General features: G+C 72.1%; 21 protein-coding genes, 1 tRNA gene and 1 pseudogene. 9 read left to right on the plus strand and 14 right to left on the minus strand.

What is annotated here, in order from left to right:
- Nucleotides 1–75 precede the first annotated feature (75 nt).
- From ACWZEH_RS17725 to ACWZEH_RS17740, 4 genes are read left to right on the plus strand one after another with little or no spacing between them, the layout of a single operon-like run.
- Nucleotides 76–816 (plus strand): response regulator transcription factor, encoded by a 741-nt coding sequence (locus ACWZEH_RS17725; RefSeq protein ID WP_456192163.1) that lies wholly within the window; start codon nt 76–78, stop codon nt 814–816.
- Nucleotides 813–2,492, plus strand: coding sequence for a HAMP domain-containing sensor histidine kinase (locus tag ACWZEH_RS17730; protein WP_456192164.1), 1,680 nt, complete (start codon nt 813–815; stop codon nt 2,490–2,492). The genes ACWZEH_RS17725 and ACWZEH_RS17730 overlap by 4 nt, the downstream gene beginning before the upstream one ends.
- A gap of 14 nt (nt 2,493–2,506) precedes the next feature.
- Nucleotides 2,507–3,997, plus strand: coding sequence for a bifunctional glycosyltransferase family 2/GtrA family protein (locus ACWZEH_RS17735; RefSeq protein ID WP_456192165.1), 1,491 nt, complete (start codon nt 2,507–2,509; stop codon nt 3,995–3,997).
- The gene (locus tag ACWZEH_RS17740) at nt 3,994–6,276 is read left to right on the plus strand and encodes an ArnT family glycosyltransferase (protein ID WP_456192166.1); all 2,283 of its coding nucleotides are present in this window, start codon (nt 3,994–3,996) and stop codon (nt 6,274–6,276) included. The genes ACWZEH_RS17735 and ACWZEH_RS17740 overlap by 4 nt, the downstream gene beginning before the upstream one ends.
- 73 nt (nt 6,277–6,349) lie before the next feature.
- On the opposite strand, the gene ACWZEH_RS17745 is transcribed toward ACWZEH_RS17740, so the two are convergent.
- The 3 genes and pseudogenes from ACWZEH_RS17745 to ACWZEH_RS17755 all read right to left on the minus strand — a co-directional run bounded on the left by ACWZEH_RS17745 (nt 6,350) and on the right by ACWZEH_RS17755 (nt 9,250).
- The gene (locus tag ACWZEH_RS17745) at nt 6,350–6,820 is read right to left on the minus strand and encodes a PPOX class F420-dependent oxidoreductase (RefSeq protein WP_456192167.1); all 471 of its coding nucleotides are present in this window, start codon (nt 6,818–6,820) and stop codon (nt 6,350–6,352) included.
- 273 nt (nt 6,821–7,093) lie between these two features.
- Nucleotides 7,094–8,629, minus strand: a pseudogene (locus ACWZEH_RS17750) (MDR family MFS transporter); the annotation flags it as partial.
- Nucleotides 8,630–8,725: 96 nt separating this feature from the next.
- Nucleotides 8,726–9,250: a MarR family winged helix-turn-helix transcriptional regulator gene (locus ACWZEH_RS17755; RefSeq protein ID WP_456192168.1), complete on the minus strand. Its 525-nt coding sequence runs from the start codon at nt 9,248–9,250 to the stop codon at nt 8,726–8,728.
- Nucleotides 9,251–9,528: 278 nt separating this feature from the next.
- On the opposite strand from ACWZEH_RS17755, the gene ACWZEH_RS17760 reads away from it, so the two are divergent.
- The gene (locus ACWZEH_RS17760) at nt 9,529–9,726 is read left to right on the plus strand and encodes a hypothetical protein (protein ID WP_456192169.1); all 198 of its coding nucleotides are present in this window, start codon (nt 9,529–9,531) and stop codon (nt 9,724–9,726) included.
- 169 nt (nt 9,727–9,895) lie between these two features.
- On the opposite strand, the gene ACWZEH_RS17765 is transcribed toward ACWZEH_RS17760, so the two are convergent.
- The 8 genes from ACWZEH_RS17765 to ACWZEH_RS17800 all read right to left on the minus strand — a co-directional run bounded on the left by ACWZEH_RS17765 (nt 9,896) and on the right by ACWZEH_RS17800 (nt 14,619).
- A complete protein-coding gene (locus ACWZEH_RS17765; RefSeq protein ID WP_456192170.1) occupies nt 9,896–10,828 on the minus strand; it encodes an RNA polymerase sigma factor SigF in 933 nt (310 codons plus the stop codon).
- A 245-nt stretch (nt 10,829–11,073) separates the two neighbouring features.
- Complete coding sequence (locus tag ACWZEH_RS17770) at nt 11,074–12,012, minus strand: RNA polymerase sigma factor SigF (RefSeq protein WP_456192171.1); 939 nt, start codon at nt 12,010–12,012, stop codon at nt 11,074–11,076.
- Between the two features lie 168 nt (nt 12,013–12,180).
- Nucleotides 12,181–12,474: a Dabb family protein gene (locus tag ACWZEH_RS17775; protein WP_456192172.1), complete on the minus strand. Its 294-nt coding sequence runs from the start codon at nt 12,472–12,474 to the stop codon at nt 12,181–12,183.
- A complete protein-coding gene (locus ACWZEH_RS17780) occupies nt 12,471–12,650 on the minus strand; it encodes a hypothetical protein (RefSeq protein WP_456192173.1) in 180 nt (59 codons plus the stop codon). Before ACWZEH_RS17780 ends, ACWZEH_RS17775 begins: the two co-directional genes overlap by 4 nt.
- Before the next feature lie 123 nt (nt 12,651–12,773).
- Nucleotides 12,774–12,858, minus strand: a tRNA-Ser gene (locus ACWZEH_RS17785).
- Between the two features lie 67 nt (nt 12,859–12,925).
- Nucleotides 12,926–13,357: a tRNA adenosine(34) deaminase TadA gene (tadA, locus tag ACWZEH_RS17790; RefSeq protein WP_456199663.1), complete on the minus strand. Its 432-nt coding sequence runs from the start codon at nt 13,355–13,357 to the stop codon at nt 12,926–12,928.
- A gap of 47 nt (nt 13,358–13,404) precedes the next feature.
- Nucleotides 13,405–13,947 (minus strand): tRNA adenosine deaminase-associated protein, encoded by a 543-nt coding sequence (locus tag ACWZEH_RS17795; protein WP_456192174.1) that lies wholly within the window; start codon nt 13,945–13,947, stop codon nt 13,405–13,407.
- Nucleotides 13,948–14,322: 375 nt separating this feature from the next.
- Entirely contained in the window at nt 14,323–14,619 is a 297-nt protein-coding gene (locus ACWZEH_RS17800) for a hypothetical protein (protein ID WP_456200030.1), read from the minus strand.
- 136 nt (nt 14,620–14,755) lie between these two features.
- Here ACWZEH_RS17800 and upp point away from each other — a divergent pair, with 136 nt between their 5' ends.
- A complete protein-coding gene (gene upp, locus ACWZEH_RS17805) occupies nt 14,756–15,391 on the plus strand; it encodes a uracil phosphoribosyltransferase (RefSeq protein ID WP_042163381.1) in 636 nt (211 codons plus the stop codon).
- A 147-nt stretch (nt 15,392–15,538) separates the two neighbouring features.
- Here upp and ACWZEH_RS17810 read toward each other — a convergent pair whose 3' ends face one another.
- From ACWZEH_RS17810 to ACWZEH_RS17820, 3 genes are all read right to left on the minus strand, one after another.
- Complete coding sequence (locus ACWZEH_RS17810) at nt 15,539–16,159, minus strand: LytR C-terminal domain-containing protein (protein WP_456199664.1); 621 nt, start codon at nt 16,157–16,159, stop codon at nt 15,539–15,541.
- A gap of 207 nt (nt 16,160–16,366) precedes the next feature.
- The gene (locus tag ACWZEH_RS17815; protein ID WP_042163385.1) at nt 16,367–16,663 is read right to left on the minus strand and encodes a type II toxin-antitoxin system VapB family antitoxin; all 297 of its coding nucleotides are present in this window, start codon (nt 16,661–16,663) and stop codon (nt 16,367–16,369) included.
- A gap of 100 nt (nt 16,664–16,763) precedes the next feature.
- Complete coding sequence (locus ACWZEH_RS17820) at nt 16,764–17,510, minus strand: siderophore-interacting protein (RefSeq protein WP_456192175.1); 747 nt, start codon at nt 17,508–17,510, stop codon at nt 16,764–16,766.
- Nucleotides 17,511–17,586: 76 nt separating this feature from the next.
- Here ACWZEH_RS17820 and ACWZEH_RS17825 point away from each other — a divergent pair, with 76 nt between their 5' ends.
- The 3 genes from ACWZEH_RS17825 (at nt 17,587) to ACWZEH_RS17835 (ending at nt 22,671) form a co-directional block, all read left to right on the plus strand.
- A complete protein-coding gene (locus ACWZEH_RS17825) occupies nt 17,587–19,887 on the plus strand; it encodes a penicillin acylase family protein (protein ID WP_456199666.1) in 2,301 nt (766 codons plus the stop codon).
- A complete protein-coding gene (locus ACWZEH_RS17830; RefSeq protein WP_456192176.1) occupies nt 19,880–20,518 on the plus strand; it encodes a GNAT family N-acetyltransferase in 639 nt (212 codons plus the stop codon). Before ACWZEH_RS17825 ends, ACWZEH_RS17830 begins: the two co-directional genes overlap by 8 nt.
- A 218-nt stretch (nt 20,519–20,736) precedes the next feature.
- Nucleotides 20,737–22,671 (plus strand): copper resistance CopC/CopD family protein, encoded by a 1,935-nt coding sequence (locus tag ACWZEH_RS17835; RefSeq protein ID WP_456192177.1) that lies wholly within the window; start codon nt 20,737–20,739, stop codon nt 22,669–22,671.
- The last annotated feature ends 33 nt before the right edge of the window (nt 22,672–22,704 follow it).

Here is a 22,704-nt window from a genome sequence, read left to right on the forward strand (position 1 = left end):
CGCGCACCGGGAATCTCAGGGAAAACACAGACTTACGAAAGGGCGCTCTCAGAGGCCCGCGCGAGGGTGTGGAGCATGACCACGACCTCGCCCCAGGGGCGCACCGAACTGCTGAGGCCGGACGGGAGCCCCGTCCGCGTGCTGGTGGTGGACGACGAGCAGTCGATCACCGAACTCCTGTCCATGGCCCTGCGCTACGAGGGCTGGCAGATCCGCAGCGAGGGGGACGGCCAGGGTGCCGTCCGGGCCGCGCGCGAGTTCCGGCCCGATGCCGTCGTCCTGGACATGATGCTGCCGGACATGGACGGGCTGTCCGTGCTCGGGCGGCTGCGCCGTGAGCACCAGGACGTGCCGGTCCTGTTCCTCACCGCCAAGGACGCGGTCGAGGACCGTATCGCGGGCCTGACCGCCGGCGGCGACGACTACGTGACCAAGCCGTTCAGCCTGGAGGAGGTCGTCGCACGGCTGCGCGGGCTGATCCGGCGCTCCGGCGCTGCCGATCGCCGGTCCGAGTCCCTGCTGGTCGTCGGCGACCTCACGCTGGACGAGGACAGCCACGACGTGACCCGGGCCGGGGTGGGCATCCATCTCACCGCCACCGAGTTCGAACTGTTGCGCTATCTGATGCGCAACCCGCGCCGTGTGCTCAGCAAGGCGCAGATCCTCGACCGGGTGTGGTCCTACGACTTCGGCGGACAGGCGAACGTCGTCGAGCTGTACATCTCGTATCTGCGCCGGAAGATCGACGCCGGCCGGGAGCCGATGATCCACACCCGGCGCGGTGCCGGGTACCTGATCAAGCCCGCGGTGTCGTGAGCGGACGGCGACGGCCGTGTCCACGGCGGAGAGCGGGGACACCGCGCACCCTCCGGACCCGGCTCGTCGTCGCGTCCGTGGTGCTGATCGCCGTGGTGTGCACGGTCATCGGCACGGTGACGACACTGGCCCTGCGCTCGCATCTGTACGAGCAGCTGGACGGGCAGCTGCGCGAGGTGGCGATGCGTGCCGTCGGCGGGCCCGCGGGCAGCGGGCCACGCCTCCAGCCGCTGGACGGGCAGGATCCGCTCGAGTTCATCGTCAAGGGCCCGCAGGGCATCGGCACCCTCGGTGCGACCGTCGAGGACGGCCGGGTGGCCGACGGGATCGTCAGCGAGCCCAGGGAGGAGAACGGGTTCACGACGCCCGAGGCCGCGGTGCTCACCGCCGCCCAGCTCGCCGCCCTCGCAGCCGTCCCGCGCGACGAGGAACCGCACACCGCACAGATCCCCGGGCTGGGCGAGTACCGCGTGGAGTACCGGAGCGGCCTGAACGGCGAGTTCTACGTCGCGCTGCCGACCGAGAACACCGACGACACCATCAGCACCCTCATTCTGGTCGAGGTGAGTGTTACCGGCGCCGGGCTGGTGGCAGCCGGGATCGCGGGGTTCGTCCTCGTCGGCGTCGCGACCAGCCCACTGCGCAGGGTCGCCGCCACCGCCACCCGTGTCTCCGAACTGCCTCTGCACCACGGCGAGGTGACCCTCGAGGAACGGGTCCCGGAAGCCGAGTGCGATCCGCACACCGAGGTCGGCCGGGTCGGCGCCGCCCTGAACCGGATGCTCGATCACGTCCACGGGGCGCTGCACGCCCGGCAGGCGAGCGAGACGCGGGTACGGCAGTTCGTCGCGGACGCCAGCCATGAGCTGCGTACGCCCCTGGCCTCCATCCGGGGCTACGCGGAACTCACCCGGCGGGGACGGGAGGAACTCGGCCCCGACACCCGGCACGCGCTGCGGCGGATCGAGTCCGAGGCGGGCCGGATGACCCTGCTCGTCGAGGACCTGCTGCTGCTCGCACGTCTGGACGCCGGGCGGCCCCTGCAGCTCGAGGAGACCGACCTCGTGCCGCTCGTCGTGGACACCGTCAGCGACGCCCGCGCGGCCGGCCCGGACCACCACTGGCGGCTGGAGCTGCCCGGCGAACCCGCCACCGCGCACGCCGACGCGTCCCGCATCCAGCAGGTCCTCGTCAACCTGCTCGGCAACGCCCGCACCCACACGCCGCCTGGCACCACCGTGACCGCGAGGGTGCGGCTCCACGGCCCCTGGCTGTACGTGGAGGTGGAGGACGACGGGCCCGGCATCCCGCCGGCGCTGCTTCCGCACGTCTTCGAACGGTTCGCGCGCGGGGACGCGGCGCGCACCCGCTCGGGCGGCTCGGCCTCCGTGGCCTCCCCGGCCGGTGGTTCGACCGGTCTGGGGCTGGCCATCGTGCAGGCCGTCGCGACCGCGCACGGCGGCGCGGTGACCGTCCGGAGCGTGCCGGGGCGGACGGTGTTCACGCTCCGGCTGCCCGCCCTCGCACCGCTTGCACCACGCGCACCGCTCTCCCCCCTCGCACCGCAGCCGGCGTCCGCGTCCTACACGTCTCCGTATCCCCGTGCGCCTGCGTCCCCGGCTCCGTACTCACAGGTGCAGCACAGCCTCAACACACGGACAGAACAGGGGACTTGAGGAAAGTCGGTGGCATGCGAACCGACTCTTCCTCCGGCAGCGGGCCGGCGTGGGAGCACCTGCCGGCCCGGGAGCACCTCCCGGTCGAGGGAGCAGCCACGCCGGTCCTGGACGTAGTGATCCCCGTCTACAACGAGGAGAAGGACCTCCAGCCGTGCGTCCGCAGACTGCACGAGCACCTCACCCGCACCTTCCCCTACCCGTTCCGCATCACGATCGCGGACAACGCCTCCACGGACACCACCGCACAGGTGGCGGCGGGACTGGCGGAGCGGATCACGGAGGTGAGGTCCTTCCGGCTGGAGCAGAAGGGGCGGGGCCGGGCCCTGCGAACCGTCTGGTCGGCCTCGGACGCCCCCGTCCTCGCCTACATGGACGTGGACCTCTCCACCGATTTGAACGCCCTGCTGCCGCTGGTCGCCCCGCTGATCTCCGGCCACTCGGACCTCGCCATCGGCTCCCGGCTGAGCCGGAGTTCACGGGTCGTGCGGGGTGCCAAGCGGGAGTTCATCAGCCGTTCGTACAACCTGATCCTGCGGGGTTCGCTCCAGGCCCGCTTCTCCGACGCGCAGTGCGGGTTCAAGGCGATCCGCCGGGACGTCGCCCAGGTACTGCTTCCGCTGGTGGAGGACAGCGGCTGGTTCTTCGACACCGAACTGCTGGTGCTCGCCGAGCGCGCGGGGCTGCGGATCCACGAGGTGCCGGTCGACTGGGTCGACGACCCCGACTCGACCGTGCACATCGTCCGGACGGCGACCGACGACCTCAAGGGCGTGTGGCGGGTCGGCAGGGCGCTGGCCACCGGTTCGCTGCCGCTGGACCGGCTGGCCAGGCCCTTCGGCGACGACCCGCGCGACCGCGAGCTGACGGGCGTACCGAGGGGACTGGCACGGCAGTTGGTCGGCTTCTGCGCCGTCGGCGTGCTGTCCACCCTGTTCTACCTGCTGCTCTACAGCGGCTTCCGGAGCTTCACCGGTTCCCAGACCGCCAACGGGTTCGCCCTGCTGGTCTCGGCGGTCGCCAACACGGCCGCCAACCGCCGGCTGACCTTCGGGGTGCGGGGGCGCGGCGGCGCGGTGCGGCATCAGGCGCAGGGGCTGGTCGTCTTCGGTATCGGCCTCGTGCTGACCGCCGGTTCGCTCGCCGCGCTCAACGCCGCGGCCGGCGATCCCGCCCACTCCACCGAACTGGCGGTCCTCGTCGCCGCCAACCTCGCCGCGACGGTGCTGCGGTTCCTGCTGTTCCGGGCATGGGTGTTCCCGGACCGCGACCCCCATGCCCCCCGCCACCACGGTGTCATCGCGCCGCAGGTCCAGGCCTTCGATGCCTTCAACGCCTCCGACACCTTCGACGCCTTCGCCACCGACCGCTCCCGGCGGGACGAGACCATGCGGCTCCAGCCGGTGCGACCACCCGCCGTGCCCCACGCCTCCCACGCCTCCCACACCACTCACGCCTCCCACCCGTCCGGCCCGGCCGACATCGACCCGAGGAACCCTCGATGACCACGCAGTCCGATCAGACGAGTCCCGGCACGAGCCCCGGGGCGGACCCCGTCGCCTGGGGGCCACCCCGGTCGGCCCCCCGCCCTGTTCCTGCCCCCGCGGCGGGTGAACCGCGGCAGCCGCTCGCCCGGAGGCTGTGGCGCGGCAGGCCCGAGGACCCCCGCTGGGCGCGCCCGGCCCTCCTCGGCCTGCTGCTGGCGACCGGGCTGCTGTACCTGTACAACCTGAGCGCGTCCGGATACGCCAACTCCTTCTACTCGGCTGCCGTGCAGGCGGGCAGCGAGTCGTGGAAGGCGTTCTTCTTCGGCTCGCTGGACGCGGCGAACGCCATCACCGTGGACAAGCCCCCGGCCTCACTGTGGCCGATGGAGCTCTCGGTGCGGATCTTCGGCCTGAACTCCTGGGCGATCCTCGTGCCCGAGGTGCTGATGGGCGTCGGCACGGTCACCGTCGTGTACGCGTCCGTGCGCCGCCGTTTCGGTCCGGCCGCCGGTCTGATCGCGGGCACCGTACTGGCGCTGACGCCGGTCGCCGCGCTGATGTTCCGGTTCAACAACCCCGACGCCATGCTGGCGCTGCTGATGTCCCTCGCCTGTTACCTCGTCGTCCGGGCACTGGAGGACGGCCGTACGAAGTGGCTGGTGTGGGCCGGTGCCGCGATCGGCTTCGCGTTCCTGGCGAAGACGCTGCAGGCCTTCCTCATCCTCCCGGCCCTCGCGCTCGTCTACGGCCTCTGCGCCCCGGTGAGGCCGAGGAAGCGGCTGGTGCAGCTGGCATGGGCGGCCCTCGCGCTGGTCGTCTCCGGCGGCTGGTGGGTGGCGGTCGTCGAACTGTGGCCCGCGTCCTCCCGTCCGTACGTCGGCGGCTCGCAGAACAACAGCTTCCTGGAGCTGACCTTCGGCTACAACGGCCTCGGGCGGCTCAACGGCGAGGAGACGGGCAGTGTCGGCGGTGGCGGCGCGGGTGGGCCCGGCGGTGGTGCCGGGGGCGGACAGTGGGGTGAGACCGGCTGGGACCGGATGTTCAACTCCTCGATCGGCGGTCAGATCTCCTGGCTGCTGCCCGCCGCGCTGATCCTGCTGGTCGCGGGGCTGGTTCTCACCCGCAGGGCCGGACGGACCGACCCGGCGCGCGGCTCGTTCCTGGTCTGGGGCGGCTCGCTGCTGATGACGACTGCCGTCTTCAGCTACATGGCCGGCATTTTCCACGAGTACTACACGGTGGCCCTCGCGCCGTACATCGCGGCACTGGTCGGCATGGGCTCGGCCGCCCTGTGGGAGAGGCGCCGTTCGGTTCCCGTCGCCCTCGCCCTCGCCGCCGCCGCGACGGCCACCGCCGCCTGGGGGTACGTCCTGCTCAACCGCACGCCCGAGTACCTGCCCTGGCTGAAGTGGCTGGTTCTGGTGGGCGGGCTGGCCGCGGCACTCGGACTGGTCTTCGTGGGCCGGCTCGGCCGCCGCCTGGCGCTCGCGGTGGCCGGTCTGGCGCTGGTGGCGGCGCTGGCCGGTCCGACGGCGTACACGCTGAGCACGGTGCAGGAAGGGCACACCGGTTCCATCGTCACGGCGGGTCCGGCGGGCGCGAGCAGGGGCGGTCCGGGCGGTGGCGCCGACGGAGGTGACGGTCCCGGCGGGGGTGGTCAGGGCCGGCAGAACCAGCAGGGCCAGACCCCGCCCGGGGACGGCACCGACGGCACTGACGGCAACGGCGGCAACGGCGGCCTCCCTGGCGGTGGACCGATGGGCCAGGACGGCCAGGAAGGCCAAGGGGGCCGGAATCAGCAGGGCGGTACCGGCGGCGGCGCCGAGAACGGCATGCCGGGCGGCGGTGGTGGCGGCGCCGAGAACGGCATGCCGGGCGGCGGTGGTGGCGGCGCGGGCGGACTGCTCGGCGGCGCGAGTGTCGACCCCGAGGCCGGGGAACTGCTGGAGACCGACGCCGAGGACTACACCTGGGCCGCCGCCGCGATCGGCGCCCAGAACGCCGCGAGCTATCAACTCGCGACCGGCGAGCCCGTGATGGCGATCGGCGGCTTCAACGGCACCGATCCGTCGCCGACCCTTGCCCAGTTCCAGCAGTACGTGGCGGAAGGGAGGATCCACTACTTCGTCGCCGGCGGTGGCATGGGCGGCGGTATGGGCGGAGGCACGGGCGAGGGCGACGACTCCGGTGACTCCAGCACCTCTTCACAGATCACGTCCTGGGTGGAGGAGAACTTCGAGGAGGTGACGGCAGGCTCGGCCACCTTCTACGACCTCACCCGGAAGGCCGACGGCTGACGGCTGACGTCCGTTCAGCGGGCGCCGGCAAGCAGGTGGAAGGGCGGTGGCACCGGGAGCCACCGCCCTTCCGCTACTCCCCTTCGACCAGCCGCGCCGGGAAGCCGCCCGTCGCCACCGGGCCCCACCGCTCCGGGGTGATCCGGATGATCGACTTGCCCTGCTTGACCATGGCCGCCCGGTACTCGTCCCAGTCGGGGTGCTCACCGGCGATGTTCCGGTAGTACTCCACGAGCGGCTCCACCGACTCGGGCGTGTCGACGACCTCGGCGGTGCCGTCGATCTGTACCCAGGGCCCGTTCCAGTCGTCACTGAGGACGATCAGGCTCACGCGGGTGTCCCTCTTGGCGTTGCGGGTCTTGGCGCGCTCGGGGTAGGTGGAGAGCACGATCCGGCCGGAGTCGTCGACCCCGCAGGTCAGCGGCGACCCCTGAGGACCTCCGTCGGCCCGCCGGGTCAGCAGGATCGCGCGGTGCCGGGGCCGTACGAAGTCCAGCAGCTCGTCGAGGGAGACGCGGGTGTTCGTCGCGATGTTCGGTGCCATGGCGCCAGCCTAGGGCCGACGGGCCCCTCTCACCCGCGGCGAAGAAGACCGGCCCGCGGCGGGGCGCGCCTCCGCCGAGAGCGCGCCGGCCGCCGCGGGCCGGGGCCGTAGGGGCCGGACGGTCCCGGATTACTTGCCGGAGCCGGAGCCGGAGCCGGAGCCGGAGCCGGACCGGCTCGGGACGTTCGCGGCGTCGGCGGCGGCGCCGGCGCCGGCGGCCTCTGCCGTCCCGCCGGTGGTCCCGCCCGTCGTCCCGGCAGCCACCGGAACCGGCGCGGCGGAGAGCGACTCGGCGGCCTGGGCCAGCGCGCCCGAGGTCCGCAGCGGGACTTCCTTGATGAACAGCGTCACCAGGAAGGCGAGGAAGGCGATCGGGGTGACGTACAGGAAGATGTCGGCGATGCCGTGCCCGTAGGCGCTCTCCAGCCAGGTGCGGATGCCGTCGGGCAGCAGGTCCATGTCCGGCAGTTCACCGGAGCCGGCCGACTGGGCGGCGGCGGCCTGCTCCTGCGGGCTCAGCGAGCCGATGGTGTCCTGGGCGTAGTGGCCGATCCGGGTCGACATGACCGAGCCGAGCACCGAGACGCCCACCGCGCCGCCGAGCGACCGGAAGAAGGTGACGACGGAGCTGGCGGCCCCGAGGTCGCTCGGTTCGACCTGGTTCTGCGTGCACAGCACCAGGTTCTGCATCATCATGCCGACGCCGAGGCCCATGATCGCCATGAAGACGCCGATGTGCCAGTACGGGGTGTCGTAACGTATGGAGCTCAGCAGCCCCAGAGCGGCGGTCAGCAGCGCGCCGCCGACGACGAGCCAGGCCTTCCACCTGCCGGTCCGGGTGATGATCAGACCGGAGACGGTCGAGGAGACGAACAGTCCGCCGATCATCGGGATGGTCAGAACACCCGACATGGTCGGGGACTCGTTCCGGGCCAGCTGGAAGAACTGGCTGAAGTAGATGGTTCCGGCGAACATCGCGATACCGACGAACAGCGAGGCGGCCGAGGCCAGCGTGATGGTCCGGTTGCGGAACAGCCGCAGCGGGATGATCGGCTCGGCGGCCCTCGTCTCGACGAACAGGAACACCAGGGTGAGCAGCAGCGCACCGCCGACCATCGTGTACGTCTGCCAGGACACCCAGGCGAACTTGTCGTCGGCGAAGGTGACCCAGATGAGCAGCAGGCTGACGGCCGCGGTGATGAAGAAGGCGCCGAGCCAGTCGACCTTCACCTTGCGCCTGGTCTCCGGCAGCTTCAGGGTCTTCTGCAGCACGACCAGGGCGATCAGTGCGAACGGCACACCGACGTACAGGCACCAGCGCCAGCCGAGCCACGAGGTGTCGGTGATCACGCCGCCGATCAGCGGGCCGCCCACGGTCGCGACGGCGAAGGTCGAGCCCAGGTAGCCGGAGTAGCGGCCGCGCTCCCGGGGGGAGATCATCGCGGCCATGATGATCTGGGCCAGCGCGGTCAGACCGCCGGCGCCGAGCCCCTGGACGACCCGGGCCGTGATCAGCATGCCGGGGTTCTGTGCCGTGCCGGCGATCACGGAGCCCACGATGAAGATGGCCAGGGCCGTCTGGACCAGCGTCTTCTTGCTGATCAGGTCGGCCAGCTTGCCCCACAGGGGGGTGGACGCCGTCATCGACAGCAGCGCCGCCGTCACGACCCAGGTGTAGGCGCTCTGGCCGCCGCCGAGGTCGGTGATGATCTCGGGCAGGGCGTTGGAGACGATGGTGGAGGACAGGATCGCTGCGAACATGCCGAGCAGCAGGCCCGACAGCGCCTCCAGGATCTGCCGGTGGGACATCGGAGCGCCGCTTCCGGAGGAGTCTCCCCCGTGCCCGGCCCGAGCCCGCACACCGGTCGGTGTGGTCGTTGCCATGGACTTCCTTCTCCTGCTCGTTTACGGGTGTACGGGTGCGGGGGTGGTCCCGGTGCCCTGCGGGGCGAAAGACGCCGGTGGTGCGGGGCCCGGTGGTGGTGTCGCGCGGGGCGCGGGCCGGCAGTCGCTGAAGCTGTCCCGGAGCCGGGACATGAGCTGGGCGAGCAGGCCGATCTCGTCGTCGGACCAGTCGTCCAGGCGCTCGGCGAGCAGCTGGGTGGCCTGTCGGAACAACGCGTCGAGCTGGACTTGGCCCGCGGGGGTCAGGCGCAGGATGCGGGAGCGCTTGTCGGCCGGGTCGGGGGAGCGCTCGATCCAGCCGCGCTCGGCCACATGGGTGACATGGCGGCTGGTGACCGACAGATCGACGGCGAGCAGTTCGGCGAGCCTGCTCATACGCATGTCGCCGTGGCGGCCGATGGCCGTCAACACGGCGGCGGAGCCGCTGTGGAAGTCGGCCGACATGTTCCGGCGCAGCTCCCGCTTCACCGTGCTGAAGGCACTGAACTGCCGTGCCAGCTCCTCGTACTGCGCCTGCTCGGCCATGACACCTCCTACTCGTTGCTTAGGGCAACGGTAGAAGTGGATGGTTGCTGAAGGCAAATAAAAAATGAGGTTCAAGCGCCCAAAACTTGGCAAAGACAAGCATGGTGAATCGTAAACGCGCTGGTGGGAGGATCGTCGGTCACCCCGCACCACCGCTTGGCGCTCGGGCCGGGCGCTCCGACCGCCCTCGGGACCGCTCCGTGCGGGCCCTCCGCGCGGGCGCCCGGGAGGCGCCCCCGATTGGGGCCTGCGCGCGCGGTTCGCTAGTGTCTCGGGCCATGGCTAACTCCCAGGCCCCGCAGGGCAACCACGACCCCGCCGGCAGCACCCAGATGTTCCGCGCGTTCGTCGACGACGCCCCTCAGGGGCAGCAGGCCGCCGCGACGAGCGGTGGCGGTCCGCGTATCGGTCTGATCGTCGGCGTCGTCGTCGCCGTGGCGATCGTCGCGGCCGTGGCCTGGCTGGCGCTGGGCTGACCCGGCGGCAGGACACGCGGAGGCCGCCGTTGCGCCCGTGAGGGGCGCCCCGGCGGCCGCAGGTCCGCGTCCGAATCGGTAACCGGTAGCCGATGGAGCCATGGACCGATGTCCGATGGCGAGAGCGTGGCTACCGGCGGTCGGTGTGCCTTGATCCGGCCGGTGTGTCTCAGTCCGCGATGAGGCCCTCGCGCAGCTGGGCCAGGGTCCGGGTGAGCAGCCGGGAGACGTGCATCTGGGAGATGCCGACCTCCTCGCCGATCTGTGACTGCGTCATGTTGGCGAAGAAGCGCAGCATGATGATCTGCCGCTCCCGGGGCGGCAGCTTGGCCAGCAGGGGCTTGAGCGACTCCCGGTACTCCACGCCCTCCAGCGCCGTGTCCTCGTAGCCGAGGCGGTCCGCGAGCGAGCCCTCGCCGCCGTCGTCCTCGGGCGCCGGGGAGTCCAGCGAGGACGCCGTGTACGCGTTGCCGACCGCGAGCCCGTCGACGACGTCCTCCTCGGACACGCCCAGTACCGCGGCGAGTTCGGCGACCGTCGGGGAGCGGTCGAGCTTCTGGGAGAGCTCGTCCCCGGCCTTCGTCAGCGCCAGGCGCAGTTCCTGCAGCCGGCGCGGCACCCGCACCGACCACGACGTGTCGCGGAAGAAGCGCTTGATCTCGCCGACCACCGTCGGCATCGCGAACGTCGGGAACTCCACGCCCCGTTCGCAGTCGAAGCGGTCGATCGCCTTGATCAGCCCGATGGTGCCGACCTGGACGATGTCCTCCATCGGCTCGTTGCGCGAGCGGAAACGGGCCGCCGCGTACCGCACCAGTGGGAGGTTGAGCTCGATCAGGGTGTCCCGGACATAGCCGCGCTCCGGACTGTTCTCGTCGAGTGCGGCGAGCCGCAGGAACAGGGAGCGGGACAGGGTGCGGGTGTCGATCGCAGCCGTGTCCGGAAGGGTTGTCTCCGGGAGGGTCGTCTCCGGAAGATCCGGAGCCGGCGCGGCCGCAAGGGCCGGAGCATCGTCGATGGGGCCGAGTACGTCGAGAGCATTGGGAGCTGTCTCGCTCTCCGCGAGCGTGAGCACCTTCGAGCTGCCCTGGTCTGCGGACATGCCACCCCCTTTGGGTCGCGGGACGGTCGCGGCCGGCGTTCCCGTCCGAGGAACGCAGCCTTCACCTGAATACCGGAGCCGGGGCTTCGGCAAACGCGCTTCCGGCAGAATGTCACATGTCGGCAACACGCTGTAGTGACATGTCGACATCGATTCTGCGAATCGGCCCTGGAAACAAGGGGTCTGGCGGTGTTTCAGGCCAGAAAGGCATGTAAGGGTACTGGTGAGCGATTCGCTCTCAGGGGTTATGCGTCGATCCTGTTTGCGGACCGCAGTCGCTGGAAACTGCGCGCGAGCAGCCGGGACACGTGCATCTGGGAGACGCCCAGTTCGGCGCTGATCTGCGACTGGGTGAGGTTGCTGTAGTACCGCAGCAGCAGGATCCGCTGTTCCCGCTCGGGAAGTTGGACGAGCAGATGCCGGACGAGGTCGCGGTGCTCGACGCCGTCCAGTGCCGGGTCCTCGTAGCCGAGCCGGTCGAGGATCCCGGGGGGCCCGTCGCCCTCCTGCGCGGCCTCCAGGGAGGTGGCGTGGTACGACCGCCCGGCCTCGATGCAGGAGAGCACCTCCTCCTCGGTGATGCGCAGCCGTTCGGCGATCTCGGCGGTCGTCGGGGAGCGCCCGAAGGCGGTCGTGAGGTCCTCGGTCGCGCTGTTGACCTGCACCCACAGTTCGTGCAGCCGGCGCGGTACGTGGACGGTGCGGACGTTGTCGCGGAAGTACCGCTTGATCTCGCCGACCACGGTCGGCATCGCGAACGTCGGGAACTGCACGCCCCGCTCCGGGTCGAAGCGGTCGATGGCGTTGATGAGCCCGATGGTGCCGACCTGGACCACGTCCTCCATCGGCTCGTTGCGGGAGCGGAAGCGGGCGGCCGCGTAGCGCACGAGCGGCAGGTTGGCCTCGATGAGCGCGGCGCGTACGCGGGTGTGCTCCGGCGTGCCCGGCTCAAGGTCCTTGAGCTGGCCGAAGAGCACCTGGGTCAGCGCCCGGGTGTCCGCCCCGCGTCGCTTGGCGGGGGACGGGGCGGCGGCGGACGGTGAGGTGTGGGGGGGAGGGGTGCCGGGAGGAGGGGTGAGGGAGATGGGAGGGGCGGCGGGTGCGGCCGGGGTGTCCGGGGACTGAGCCGGAGCCGGAGTCAGGGCGGACACCTGGTCCTGGGGCGGCGCGGTACTGGCCGACACGGTCAACGCCACCTCTTCATCGGTCAACTCATCCGTCAAAAGCGGTCATAGCATCACAAGACATGCTCACTGTGTGCAAGCACCGCATATTCCGTGTTGAGGGCGAGTAGTGCCGGGAATGCGTGAAAGCCCCCTGTCGTCGTGACAGAGGGCTGCTGGTGCGAAGGCTCAGAACTCGTAGTCGGCGATCACCCACGTGGCGAACTCGCGCCACAGACCGACGCCCGCCTGGTGCTCCGGGTGCGCCACATACCGGCGCAGCGCGTCGGCGTCGTCGAACGCCGAGTTGATGGCGAAGTCGTAGGCGATGGGCCGGTCGCTGATGTTCCAGGCGCACTCCCAGAAGCGGATCTCCGGGATCCTGCCCTCGAGCGAACGGAACGCCTCCGCGCCCGCGACGACGCGCGGGTCGTCGCGCTCCACGCCCTCGTTCAGCCTGAACAGGACCAGGTGGCGGATCATCGGTCCCCTCCGCCGGCGAGCCATGTCATGAAGTCCCCGACGGCGGTCGCGGCGTCGGATATGCCCTCGAACGCTATCTTGACGTAGTCCGTCGCCTTGACCGGATCCGTGATGATCACATACAGCACGAAGACCACGAGGACGTAGACGGCGACCTTCTTCGCGTTCACCGCCATCGCGGCCCTCCCCTGTCACTGCTGCGCGCCGGTGTCACTGTCGTGCACCGGCGTCACCCCTGTATGCCGAGCGGGCCCATGATCGCACGAAGGGCCCCGTCTGACGACGAGGCCCTTCACCAGCGGTAGCGGAGGGATTTGAACCCTCGGTGACTTGCGCCACACTCGCTTTCGAGGCGAGCTCCTTCGGCCGCTCGGACACGCTACCGAGAGAGACCTTACAGTACGCGGCACGGTGGTTTGAAATCGGTATTCGGGACGCGGCAGCCCTGCCGTCAGCGGTCCCGGAAGAACGCTGTGAGCAGGTGCGCGCACTCCTCGGAGAGCACTCCTTCGACGACTTCGGGCCGGTGGTTGAGCCGCCGGTCGCGGACGACGTCCCACAGGGAGCCGGCCGCGCCCGCCTTCTCGTCCCGGGCGCCGTAGACGAGCCGGTCGACCCGGGACTGCTGGACGGCGCCCGCGCACATCGTGCAGGGTTCCAGCGTCACCACGAGGGTGCAGCCGCTCAGCCGCCACCGTCCGAGCGCCGCGGCGGCCCGTCGCAGGGCGAGCAGTTCCGCGTGCGCGGTGGGGTCGCGGCCGGCCTCGCGCTCGTTGTACCCGGAGGCCAGCACGGTGCTGCCGTCCGGCGCCAGGACGACGGCGCCGACGGGGACGTCCCCGCCCCGGGCGGCCCGCTCGGCCTCGGTCAGGGCGAGCCGCATCGCGGCCCGCCAGGGGTCGCGCACCGGATCGGATGGGGTGGGCCCGGTCAGCGGACGGTCTCCAGGACCTCCGCGGCGCCCAGGACCTCGGCGATCGCGCCCAGGGCGTCCCCGGACAGCGAGCGCAGGTCCTTCTCGCTCACACCCAGGTCGTCCAGGACCAGGACGTCGCCGACCGGCCCGTGCGGTACGGAATCGACGGAACCGGTGTCCGTCGCAACGTCCTCGTCGGCGGCGTCGTCGTCCGGCCCGCCGTCCTCCGTGCCGTCGAGGTCGAGGGCGTCCAGGTCGGGGCCGTCGTCCCCCGGTTCCCGGCCGAGCAGCTCGTCGGTGAGCAGGATCTCGCCGTAGCTGCTGCGGGCGGCGGCCGCGGCGTCGGACACGTAGATACGAGGGTCGTCCTCGCCGTCCACGCGGACGACGCCGAACCAGCCGTCCTCCTGCTCGATCAGCACGAGCACCGTGTCCTCGTCGGGGGCGGCTTCCCGGGCCAGGTCGGCCAGATCCGACAGGGTCTCCACATCGTCGAGCTCCGTGTCGCTCGCTTCCCACCCGTCTTCGGTGCGCGCGAGCAGTGCGGCGAAGTACACCGTGACTCTCCCACTGGTCTTAGGTGTGCCGGTTGGGGGTCCCCCCGGCGGAGGTGTGTGGACGAGGAGTGCTCCACGAGCCCCGCCCACTCGGAATCGTGGCAGAAACAAGGCCGACAGGGGACGTCTTCGGCCCTCTGTGTCCGGCAGTTTTGACCCCGCGCCGCCGAGTATTCCCCCGGAGCCTGCCCGGGACCCGTCGGCGCGCTCGCCGCCGTCACAGCGGATCGTACGCGGCTCGCACTGCGGTCCTCGTACGGCCACTCGGCAAACACCCGCATGGGCCGCGATCTTCCCGCAGCCGGGCCTGTTCCCGTCGCGTCCGCGGCGCCCCCGCTCACCGGGGGCGCCCCGTTCCGGGACGCCATGGGACTCCTACCAGCGGAAGGTCCGCATGCGCATCGCGTGCCGCAGCCGGGCCGCCTTGGCGCGGCGCGGCTGGACCCGGTCACGCAGTTCTCTGGCCTCGGCGAGTTCGCGCAGGAACCGGGCGCGCCGCCGCCGCCGCTCGGCGTCCGTCTCGTCAGCCCCGGGCGGTCCGGTCATGCCGGGCACCCCGGCGACGCCGGACACCTCGGATGCGCGGTCGACGCGGCGCTCGCCGGCCTCGCCGCGCAGGCCGCCGGGTGTCTCCCGTACCGACGGCTCGTTTCGGGAATTCCGCTCAGACATTGCTTCATCACCCCAGTCCGTCCCTGCCACTTTCCCCCGGACGAGCGTTTTGACGCCACCGAAGGAGTAGTGGCGGGCCCTGGGGCTTGCCGTGTGCGGGGAGCCGGGCCCGTCCCTGCCCGGTTAATGTGGGGACATGCGTCTCCACGTCGTCGACCACCCCCTGGTCGCACACAAGCTCACCACGCTGCGCGACCAGCGCACCGACTCCGCGACCTTCCGCCGTCTCGCCGACGAACTGGTCACCCTCCTCGCCTACGAGGCCACGCGCGACGTGCGCACCGAGCAGGTCGACATCCACACGCCGGTGGAGCGGACCACGGGCGTCAAGCTCTCCCACCCGCGCCCGCTGGTGGTGCCGATCCTGCGGGCCGGCCTCGGCATGCTGGACGGCATGGTCCGGCTGCTGCCGACCGCGGAGGTGGGCTTCCTCGGCATGATCCGCAACGAGGAGACGCTGCAGGCCTCGACGTACGCCACCCGGATGCCGGAGGACCTCTCCGGGCGTCAGGTGTACGTGCTGGACCCGATGCTCGCCACCGGCGGCACGCTGGTCGCCGCGATCCAGGAGCTGATCAAGCGGGGCGCGGACGATGTGACCGCCGTGGTGCTGCTGGCCGCGCCGGAGGGCGTCGAGGTCATGGAGCGCGAGCTGGCCGGCACCCCGGTGACCGTCGTGACGGCGTCGGTCGACGAGCGCCTCAACGAGCACGGCTACATCGTGCCGGGCCTCGGCGACGCGGGGGACCGGATGTACGGGGCGGCCGAGTAGCCGGGCAAGCCCCGCCGTCGCCGGTACGCAGCCGTACACGGGCGATACACGGCCGGTACGAAGCGGCCGTCCCGAGAAGCTCCGGTTCGGAGCTTCGGGGCGGCCGCTTGTGCGTGCCCGTGCTTCTGCCCGCCCTCTGCCTCGGGGTCAGCAGCCCTTCTTCACGGTGGGGGCGGGCTCGGGGTCGTTCAGCGCGGCGAGGGCCCGGTCGGCGTCCGCCTCGGCCGTCAGCCGGGTGAAGTCGTCGCCGATGATCAGGTCGATCTCGCCGCCCTTGCGGGATGCCTCGGTGCGGCGTTCGGCGTCGGCGAGCTGGGTGCCGAGCACCGGCAGCGAGGTCTTGAGAGCGGACACGGGGCCGAGGAGCACTCCGGTGCCCTTGACCAGCTTGTCGTACTCCTTGGTCGCGTTGCCCACGTCGCCGATCCTGAAGCCGCGCTTCTTCAACTCGTCGGCGGTCTTCTTGGCCAGGCCGGACCTGGTCGTGGCGTTGAGGACGTTGACCGTGATCCGGTCGGGTCCGGGGAGCGCGGCACTGGGGCTCGGGCCGGGTGAGGGGCTCGCCTTGGTGGCGCAGCCCGCCTTGACGCCGACCGCGGAGGCGGGGGTGCCGCCCCCGGTGAAGACGTCGAAGAGCTGCAGCGTGCCCCAGCCGGCCACGCCGAGCGCCGCGACGGAGGTGACGGCCAGGACGACGAGCCTGCCGCGCCGTCGGGGCCGGCGCATCCGCGGGTACTTGTCACCCCGGATCCGGTACTGGCCGCCCATGCCCGGAGGAGTCAGCATGCTCATGGGCGCAGCGTAATGCGCTCCGGCGACTATGCCTACTAGATGATCATTCGATAGGGCGTAGTCCAACCCGAAAGGGTCAAACCCCGGGTCGGCGGGGCCACGTCCGGCGGGAGCGAAGGGCCTCGCCGGCGTATCGGAGTGCTGTCGGCGCGCGTTTGGGCCGCAGGACCGCGGGCGGGGGTGTCAGTCCAGTTCGAGGACGCGGGCGTGCAGCACCTGGCGCTGCTGGAGCGCCGCACGTACGGCGCGGTGCAGCCCGTCCTCCAGGTACAGATCGCCCTGCCATTTCACGACGTGCGCGAAGAGGTCGCCGTAGAAGGTCGAGTCCTCGGCGAGGAGGGTCTCGAGGTCGAGCTGCTGCTTCGTCGTGACGAGCTGATCGAGGCGGACCGGGCGCGGCGCGACGTCCGCCCACGACCGGGTGCTTTCCCGGCCGTGGTCGGGGTACGGCCGGCCGTTTCCGATGCGCTTGAAGATCACACGGGAAGCCTACCGGCCCGGACGTTCCGGGCGCAGCCTCCTGGCTGCGGCGGCACGGGCAAGTGCGTACAGATCTTGACTGATTTCAGTCACATGGGGTTCATGCGTCCGAATTCGGGTGCGGTCGGTTCGCGCGCCAGTACCCCAGGGCGTGCATCCGCTGCTTGGGCACGCCCAGCTCCCTGCGCAGGAACGCCGACAGCGTCCGGGTGGTCGCGGTGTCGCAGGCGACCCACACGTACGGGTCGGGGTGGGCCCGCAGCAACCCGGGCAGGTCCGCCCGGACCCGCTCGACGAGGTGGGTGCCGGAGTCGAGGCGCGGGACCTCGCGCACCTCGTGCCGCTCCGGGTCGGCGAGGCAGGGCAGTCCCTCCAGGGAGCCCTCGAACCAGATGGTCGCCGGTGCGGATCCCAGGGCGCCCAGCAGGGAGTTGATCGCCGGGAGGGAGGCCGGGTCGCCCACCGCGAAGACGTGCGAGGGGGCGGGGCCGGGAGCGTCGAAGCCCGTGCCCTGCACGGTCGCCTCGATGGTGTCACCGGGCTTCGCCGCCCGCGCCCAGTCGCTGGCGCACCCCTCGTGCAGGGCGAACTCCAGACCGAAGGTGCCGGCCGCCGGGTCGGGGTCGACGAGGGTGTACGCCCGCTGGTGCGGTTTGCCCGCGTTGTCGAACCACAGTCGCACCCACATCGTCGGGTGGACGCCGGTCGTGGCGAGCATGCCGCCGTCGGTGAGGCGCAGCCGCCGGTAGTCGGGGGTGATGTCCTCGGTGCGCGTCACCGTGAACTCGAAGTCCCTGGCACGCATCAGCCTGAGGACCGCGCCCTCCCAGCCCCGCCCCTGCCCCATCGTCCGTTCACCTTTCGCGTACGATTCCACCACGGCTTACTTAGGGGAGCCTAACCTAAAGCGAATGGGGGGCACAGTGACCGGAGAGATCTTCCGGGACGCCTGGGGCATTCCGCACCTGCGCGCGGGTGACGCCGTCGAACTCGCCCGTGTCCAGGGCCGGGTCACCGCCCTCGACCGGGCCTGGCAGCTGGAGACCGAACGGCACAGGGCGCAGGGCACCTCGGCGTCCTTCCTCGGCCCCGGGGCCCTCCCCTGGGACCGTTTCGCCCGCCGTGTCCGCCTGGCCGACACGGCCCGCCGCTGTCTCGCGGAACTGGACCGGCGGGACCCGGAGACGGGGCGGTGGCTCCGGGCGTACGTGGAGGGGGTCAACGAAGGGCTGGCCTCGGCGACGGCTCCGGACACTTCCCCCTCCCCGGCCCCCGAGTTCGCCCGTGCCGCCCTCGTGCCCGGCCGCTGGGAGCCCTGGACGCCGCTCGCGGTGTGGCTCGCCACGCACATCCTGTTCGCCGGGTTCCCCGCGAAGCTCTGGCGCGAGCAGGCCGTGGAGCGGCTCGGGCCGGACGCCGTGGGGCTGTTCGCCGCCGACGGCCCCGGCACCTCCGGAAGCAACGGCTGGCTGGTCGCCGGGGAGCGGACGGTGACCGGGCAGGCGGTGATCGCGGGGGACCCGCACCGCTTCATCGAGGACCCCGGCGTCTACCAGCAGATCCACCTGTCCTGCCCGGAGTTCGACGTCGTCGGCCTCGCCGTGCCCGGCGTCCCCGGCATCGCCCACTTCGGCCACACCGGCACGGTCGCCTGGGCGATCACCAACGCCATGGCCGACTACCAGGACCTCTACCGGGAGCAGTTGCGCCGCACCGGTGGGGGCGCCCCCCGCGCATGGGGGTCCCCCCGCTCGAGCGAAGCCGGGAGCGGGGGAGGAGCCGGGAGCCCGGGGGACGGGGTGGAGGCGCTCGGCCCGGACGGCGTCTGGCACCGGGCCGCCCGGCACACCGAGACGATCGAGGTCGCCGGCGAGGACCCGGTCGAGGTCGAGGTGATCGAGACCGACCGGGGGCCGGTGATCATCGGCGGCCCCGAGGGCCTCGACGACGGGGTGCCCGAGCCCGGCGCGCCCCCGGTCGCCGTCGCCCTGCGCTACCCGCCCCGCGTCACCGGCGACCTGGGCTTCGGCGCCCTGCTGCCGCTGCTGCGGGCCCGCCGGGTCGCCGACGTGGACCGGGCCCTCGACCTGTGGGCCGAGCCGGTCAACGTGGTCCAGGCCGCCGACACCGAGGGGGCCACCCTGCACCGGGTGGCCGGCCGGGTGCCGGTCCGGGCCGAGGCCAACCGGATCCGTCCGGTGCCCGCGTGGGAACCCGGCCACGACTGGGACGGCTGGCACGAGTCGCCGCGCGCCGGACTGAGTGACGGTGTCGCCGTGATGGCCAACCAGCGCGGCCCGGCGGCCCCGCTCGGCGTCGAGTTCGCCGCACCGCACCGCGCCGACCGTATCGCCGCGCTGCTCGCGCGGCGGGAACGCTGGTCGGCCGCCGGAATGTCCGCCCTCCACACGGACACCCACCTCGCCTCCGCCGCCGCCCTCCTCGACCACGTCGCCGCCCTCGACGGCCTGACCGGCCCGGCGGCCGGCCTGCGCGGCCGGCTGCTGGCCTGGGACCGGCACATGGACGCGGACAGCGCCGGTGCGGCGCTCTACGCGGCGGTGCGCGGCGCGCTCGTACGGCGGTTGGCGGCGCACCCCGCGTTCGCCGGGCTGACCTCGCCCCCGGCCTGCCCGGAGGTGTTCCAGCCCTGGCTCGCGCTGGTACCGCGGATCGGCTACGCGCTCGAACACCTGCTGACGGCGAAGGAGTTGTACGGCATCGACCGGCCGTCGGCGGTACGCGCGGCGCTGGAGGAGGTGGCCGCCCGGCATCAGGCCGGTACCTCGGACGGCACCTGGGGCGACACCCACCGGCTGGCACCCTGGCGGGCCCTGCCGCCCACGACGCCGTACGACGAACCCGCGTTGTCCGGCGACCACGACTGCGTGCTGTGCACCTCCTCCGTGCCCGGTCTCACCGACCTCGCGGCGCGCGGTCCGGCCGCCCGTTACGTCTGGGACCTGGCCCGCCGCGAGGACAGCCGCTGGGTGGTGCCGCTCGGCGCCTCGGGCGTCCCCGGCTCGCCCCACCAACGCGACCAGCTGCCGCTGTGGGCCGCGGGGGACCTGGTCCCGGTCGTCACCGACTGGGACGTGCTCCGCAGGGAGGACGTGGTCCGGGCACCGCACGGGGAGACCGGGGAGACCGGGGACCACGAAGAGCGTGAAGAGCGTGAAGAGCGTGAAGAGACCGATGAGTTCCAGGAGGAGACCGATGCCTGACCCGTCCGCCCCGTCCGCCCCGTCCGCCCCGTACGCGTCCCGCGTGGCCGTTCATGAGCACGTGGCCGACGGCTTCGGCTCCGTACGCGTGCTGCCGCTCGACCCGTCGGCGGACGCGTCCGTACTGCACCCCTGGGTGAGTGGTGAACGCGCCTTCTTCTGGGGCATGAACGGCCTCACCGAGCAGCAGGTGGCCGATGTCTACACCCATATGGACACGCTCGACACCCACCACGCGTACCTCGTCGTCAAGGACGGCGAGCCGGCCGCGCTGCTCCAGACGTACGAGCCGGAGGCCGACCGGGTCGGTGACTGCTACCCCGTCGAGCCCGGCGACATCGGCGTCCACCTGCTGCTCGCCCCGGCCGGCCCGAAGGGGGCGCGTTCCGGGTGGACCGCCGCGCTGGTGGCCGCGCTCATGAGGTTCGTCCTGCTGGGCCTGGACCGCAGGCGCGTGGTGGTCGACCCGGACGTGGCCAACGAGAAGGCGGTCGCCCGCTTCCTGCGGCAGGGTTTCACGGCCGGCCCCGAGGTCGTCCTGCCCGAGATCGATCTGCCGGACGTGTACCTGCCGGAGAAGAAGGCCCAACTCGCCTTCCTCACACGGGAGGCGGCCTTCGGCGACAGGTGACGCGGACCGGCCCGGCGGATCGTCGTCCTGCCGGGTGGTGAGCATTTCGCGCCTGACGCCCGTACCCCACCTGAAGCCGGATTGCCGGATGGCCGGGAGGTGGGAACGACGTGCAGCGACGGCGCGGTGGGGCGGCGGGCGATGTCGGACGAGGTGCGGGCCCCGGAACGACGGGTCGCGGAGCGCCGGGCCCCGGGACCCGGCGTCTTCGGGGGCTGGTGCTGCTGGGCACCGTGCTGGTCCTGTGGCTCCTCGGCAGTGCGGGCCCGGCGAACGCCCACGCGGCGCTCCGCGGAGCCGACCCCGAGGACAGAAGCGTCGTCCGGTCCGCCCCCCGGCACGTCACCCTGACCTTCACGGAGTCCGTCGCCCTGCTCGACGACTCCTTCCGGATCTACAGCCCCGACAACCACCGGGTGCCGCTGGGCGAACCGGAGCACGCCGACGGCAGGTCCGACACCGCGCGCGTCGGTCTGCCCGAAGGGCTCGACGACGGCACCTACACGGTCGCCTGGCGGGTGGTCTCCGCGGACAGCCACCCCGTCTCCGGCGCCTTCACCTTCTCCGTCGGCGAACCCTCGCCCACCGCGGCAGCGGTGCCCGCGCCCCCGGCGGAGCACCCGGTCACCGCGAGCCTCTACGACACCGGCCGCTATCTCGCGTACATCGCCGCCGCGCTGCTCATCGGCACGGTGGCGTTCGCGGCCCTGTGCCGGCCGCCGGACACCGCCCCGCTGCGGATGCCGCTCGTCACGGGCTGGTGGACGCTGCTGACGTCCACCGTGGTCCTCCTCGTCCTGCGGGCTCCGTACGAGAACGGCACGTCCCCGGCGGCCGCGTTCGACCTCGCGGCCTTCACCGGCGTCCTCACCGAGCGGCCGGGCATCGCGCTGCTGACCCGGGTCGCCCTGCTGGTGCTGACGGCGGCGATCCTCCTGCGCCTGCCCCGCCTGCCTCTGCTGCGACGTGGCCACGGTGGGCCGGACGACCGGACACCGCCCGCCCGGCTCGCGGTGGGCGCCGTCCTGGCCGTCGCCCTCGCGTTGACGTGGGCGACGGCCGAGCACGCCTCGGCCGGTATCCAGGTCCCGCTGGCGATGACGTCGTCCGTACTGCACCTGCTGGCGATGGCCTGCTGGCTCGGTGGCCTCACGGCCCTGCTCATCACCCTGTTCCGCGCCGCCGCCCCGCCGCCCGTCGCCACGGTCACCCGCTTCTCCCGCCTCGCCCTCCTCTCGGTGACGGTCCTCGTCGTCACCGGCGTATACCAGTCCTGGCGGGGCCTCGGCTCCTGGTCGGCGCTCGCCGACTCGTCGTACGGGAGGACCCTGACCGTCAAGCTCGTGATGACGGCCGCACTGCTGCCGGCGGCTGCGCTGTCCCGCCGCCTGACGTTCCGCCTGGCGACGACGGCTTCCGCGGCCGCGGAAGCGGACGCGGGTACGAAGAAGTCCGCGGAAAGGGCCACGGCGGCCGTGCGGGAACGGATTTTGGAACTGGTGGCCTGCGCCACCCCGGACGAACCGTCGCCAGGCGTTCCCACCCGGCCCGCCGCCCCCACCCGGCCCGCCTCGGACGACGGCGCCCCGGGCCCCCGCTCACCCGCCCCGGGCCCCTCCGGGGCGACCGGCCCCGACGCCCCGGCCCTCGACCGCCACCGCCGCGCCCTGCGCGTCTCCGTGCTGGTGGAAGCGGCGGTGGCGGTCGTGGTGCTGCTGGTCACGACGGTGCTGACCAGCACCCTCCCGGCCCGGGCCGAGGCCGAGGCCCGGACGGCGGCGACCGGGACGGCCCCGGTCGCCGGACTGCCCGCGGCGACGGTGGTCACGATCCCGTACGCCATCGACGTCCCCGGCGGCAAGGGCGGCGTGCAGATCACCCTGGACCCGGGCCGGGTGGGTGAGAACGGCATCCAGGCGGTGGCGTTCGACTCCGCCGGCGCCCTGGACTCGGTCCCGGAACTCCGCCTCTCCTTCACCCTCGACGAGAAGGACGTCGGCCCGATCGACGCCGGCCTGACCGACCGCGGCGGCTACTGGGCCACCAGCGACCTCACCCTCCCCCTGCCGGGCACCTGGACGATGAAGGCGACGATCAGGGTCTCGGAGGTGGACCAGGTGACCGAGTCCCATGCCGTGCGCATCGAGCCCTGAGCCGCGGGGATCGGACGCCCGTCGGCTTCTTCG

The organism is Streptomyces yamdrokensis, from assembly GCF_053890455.1.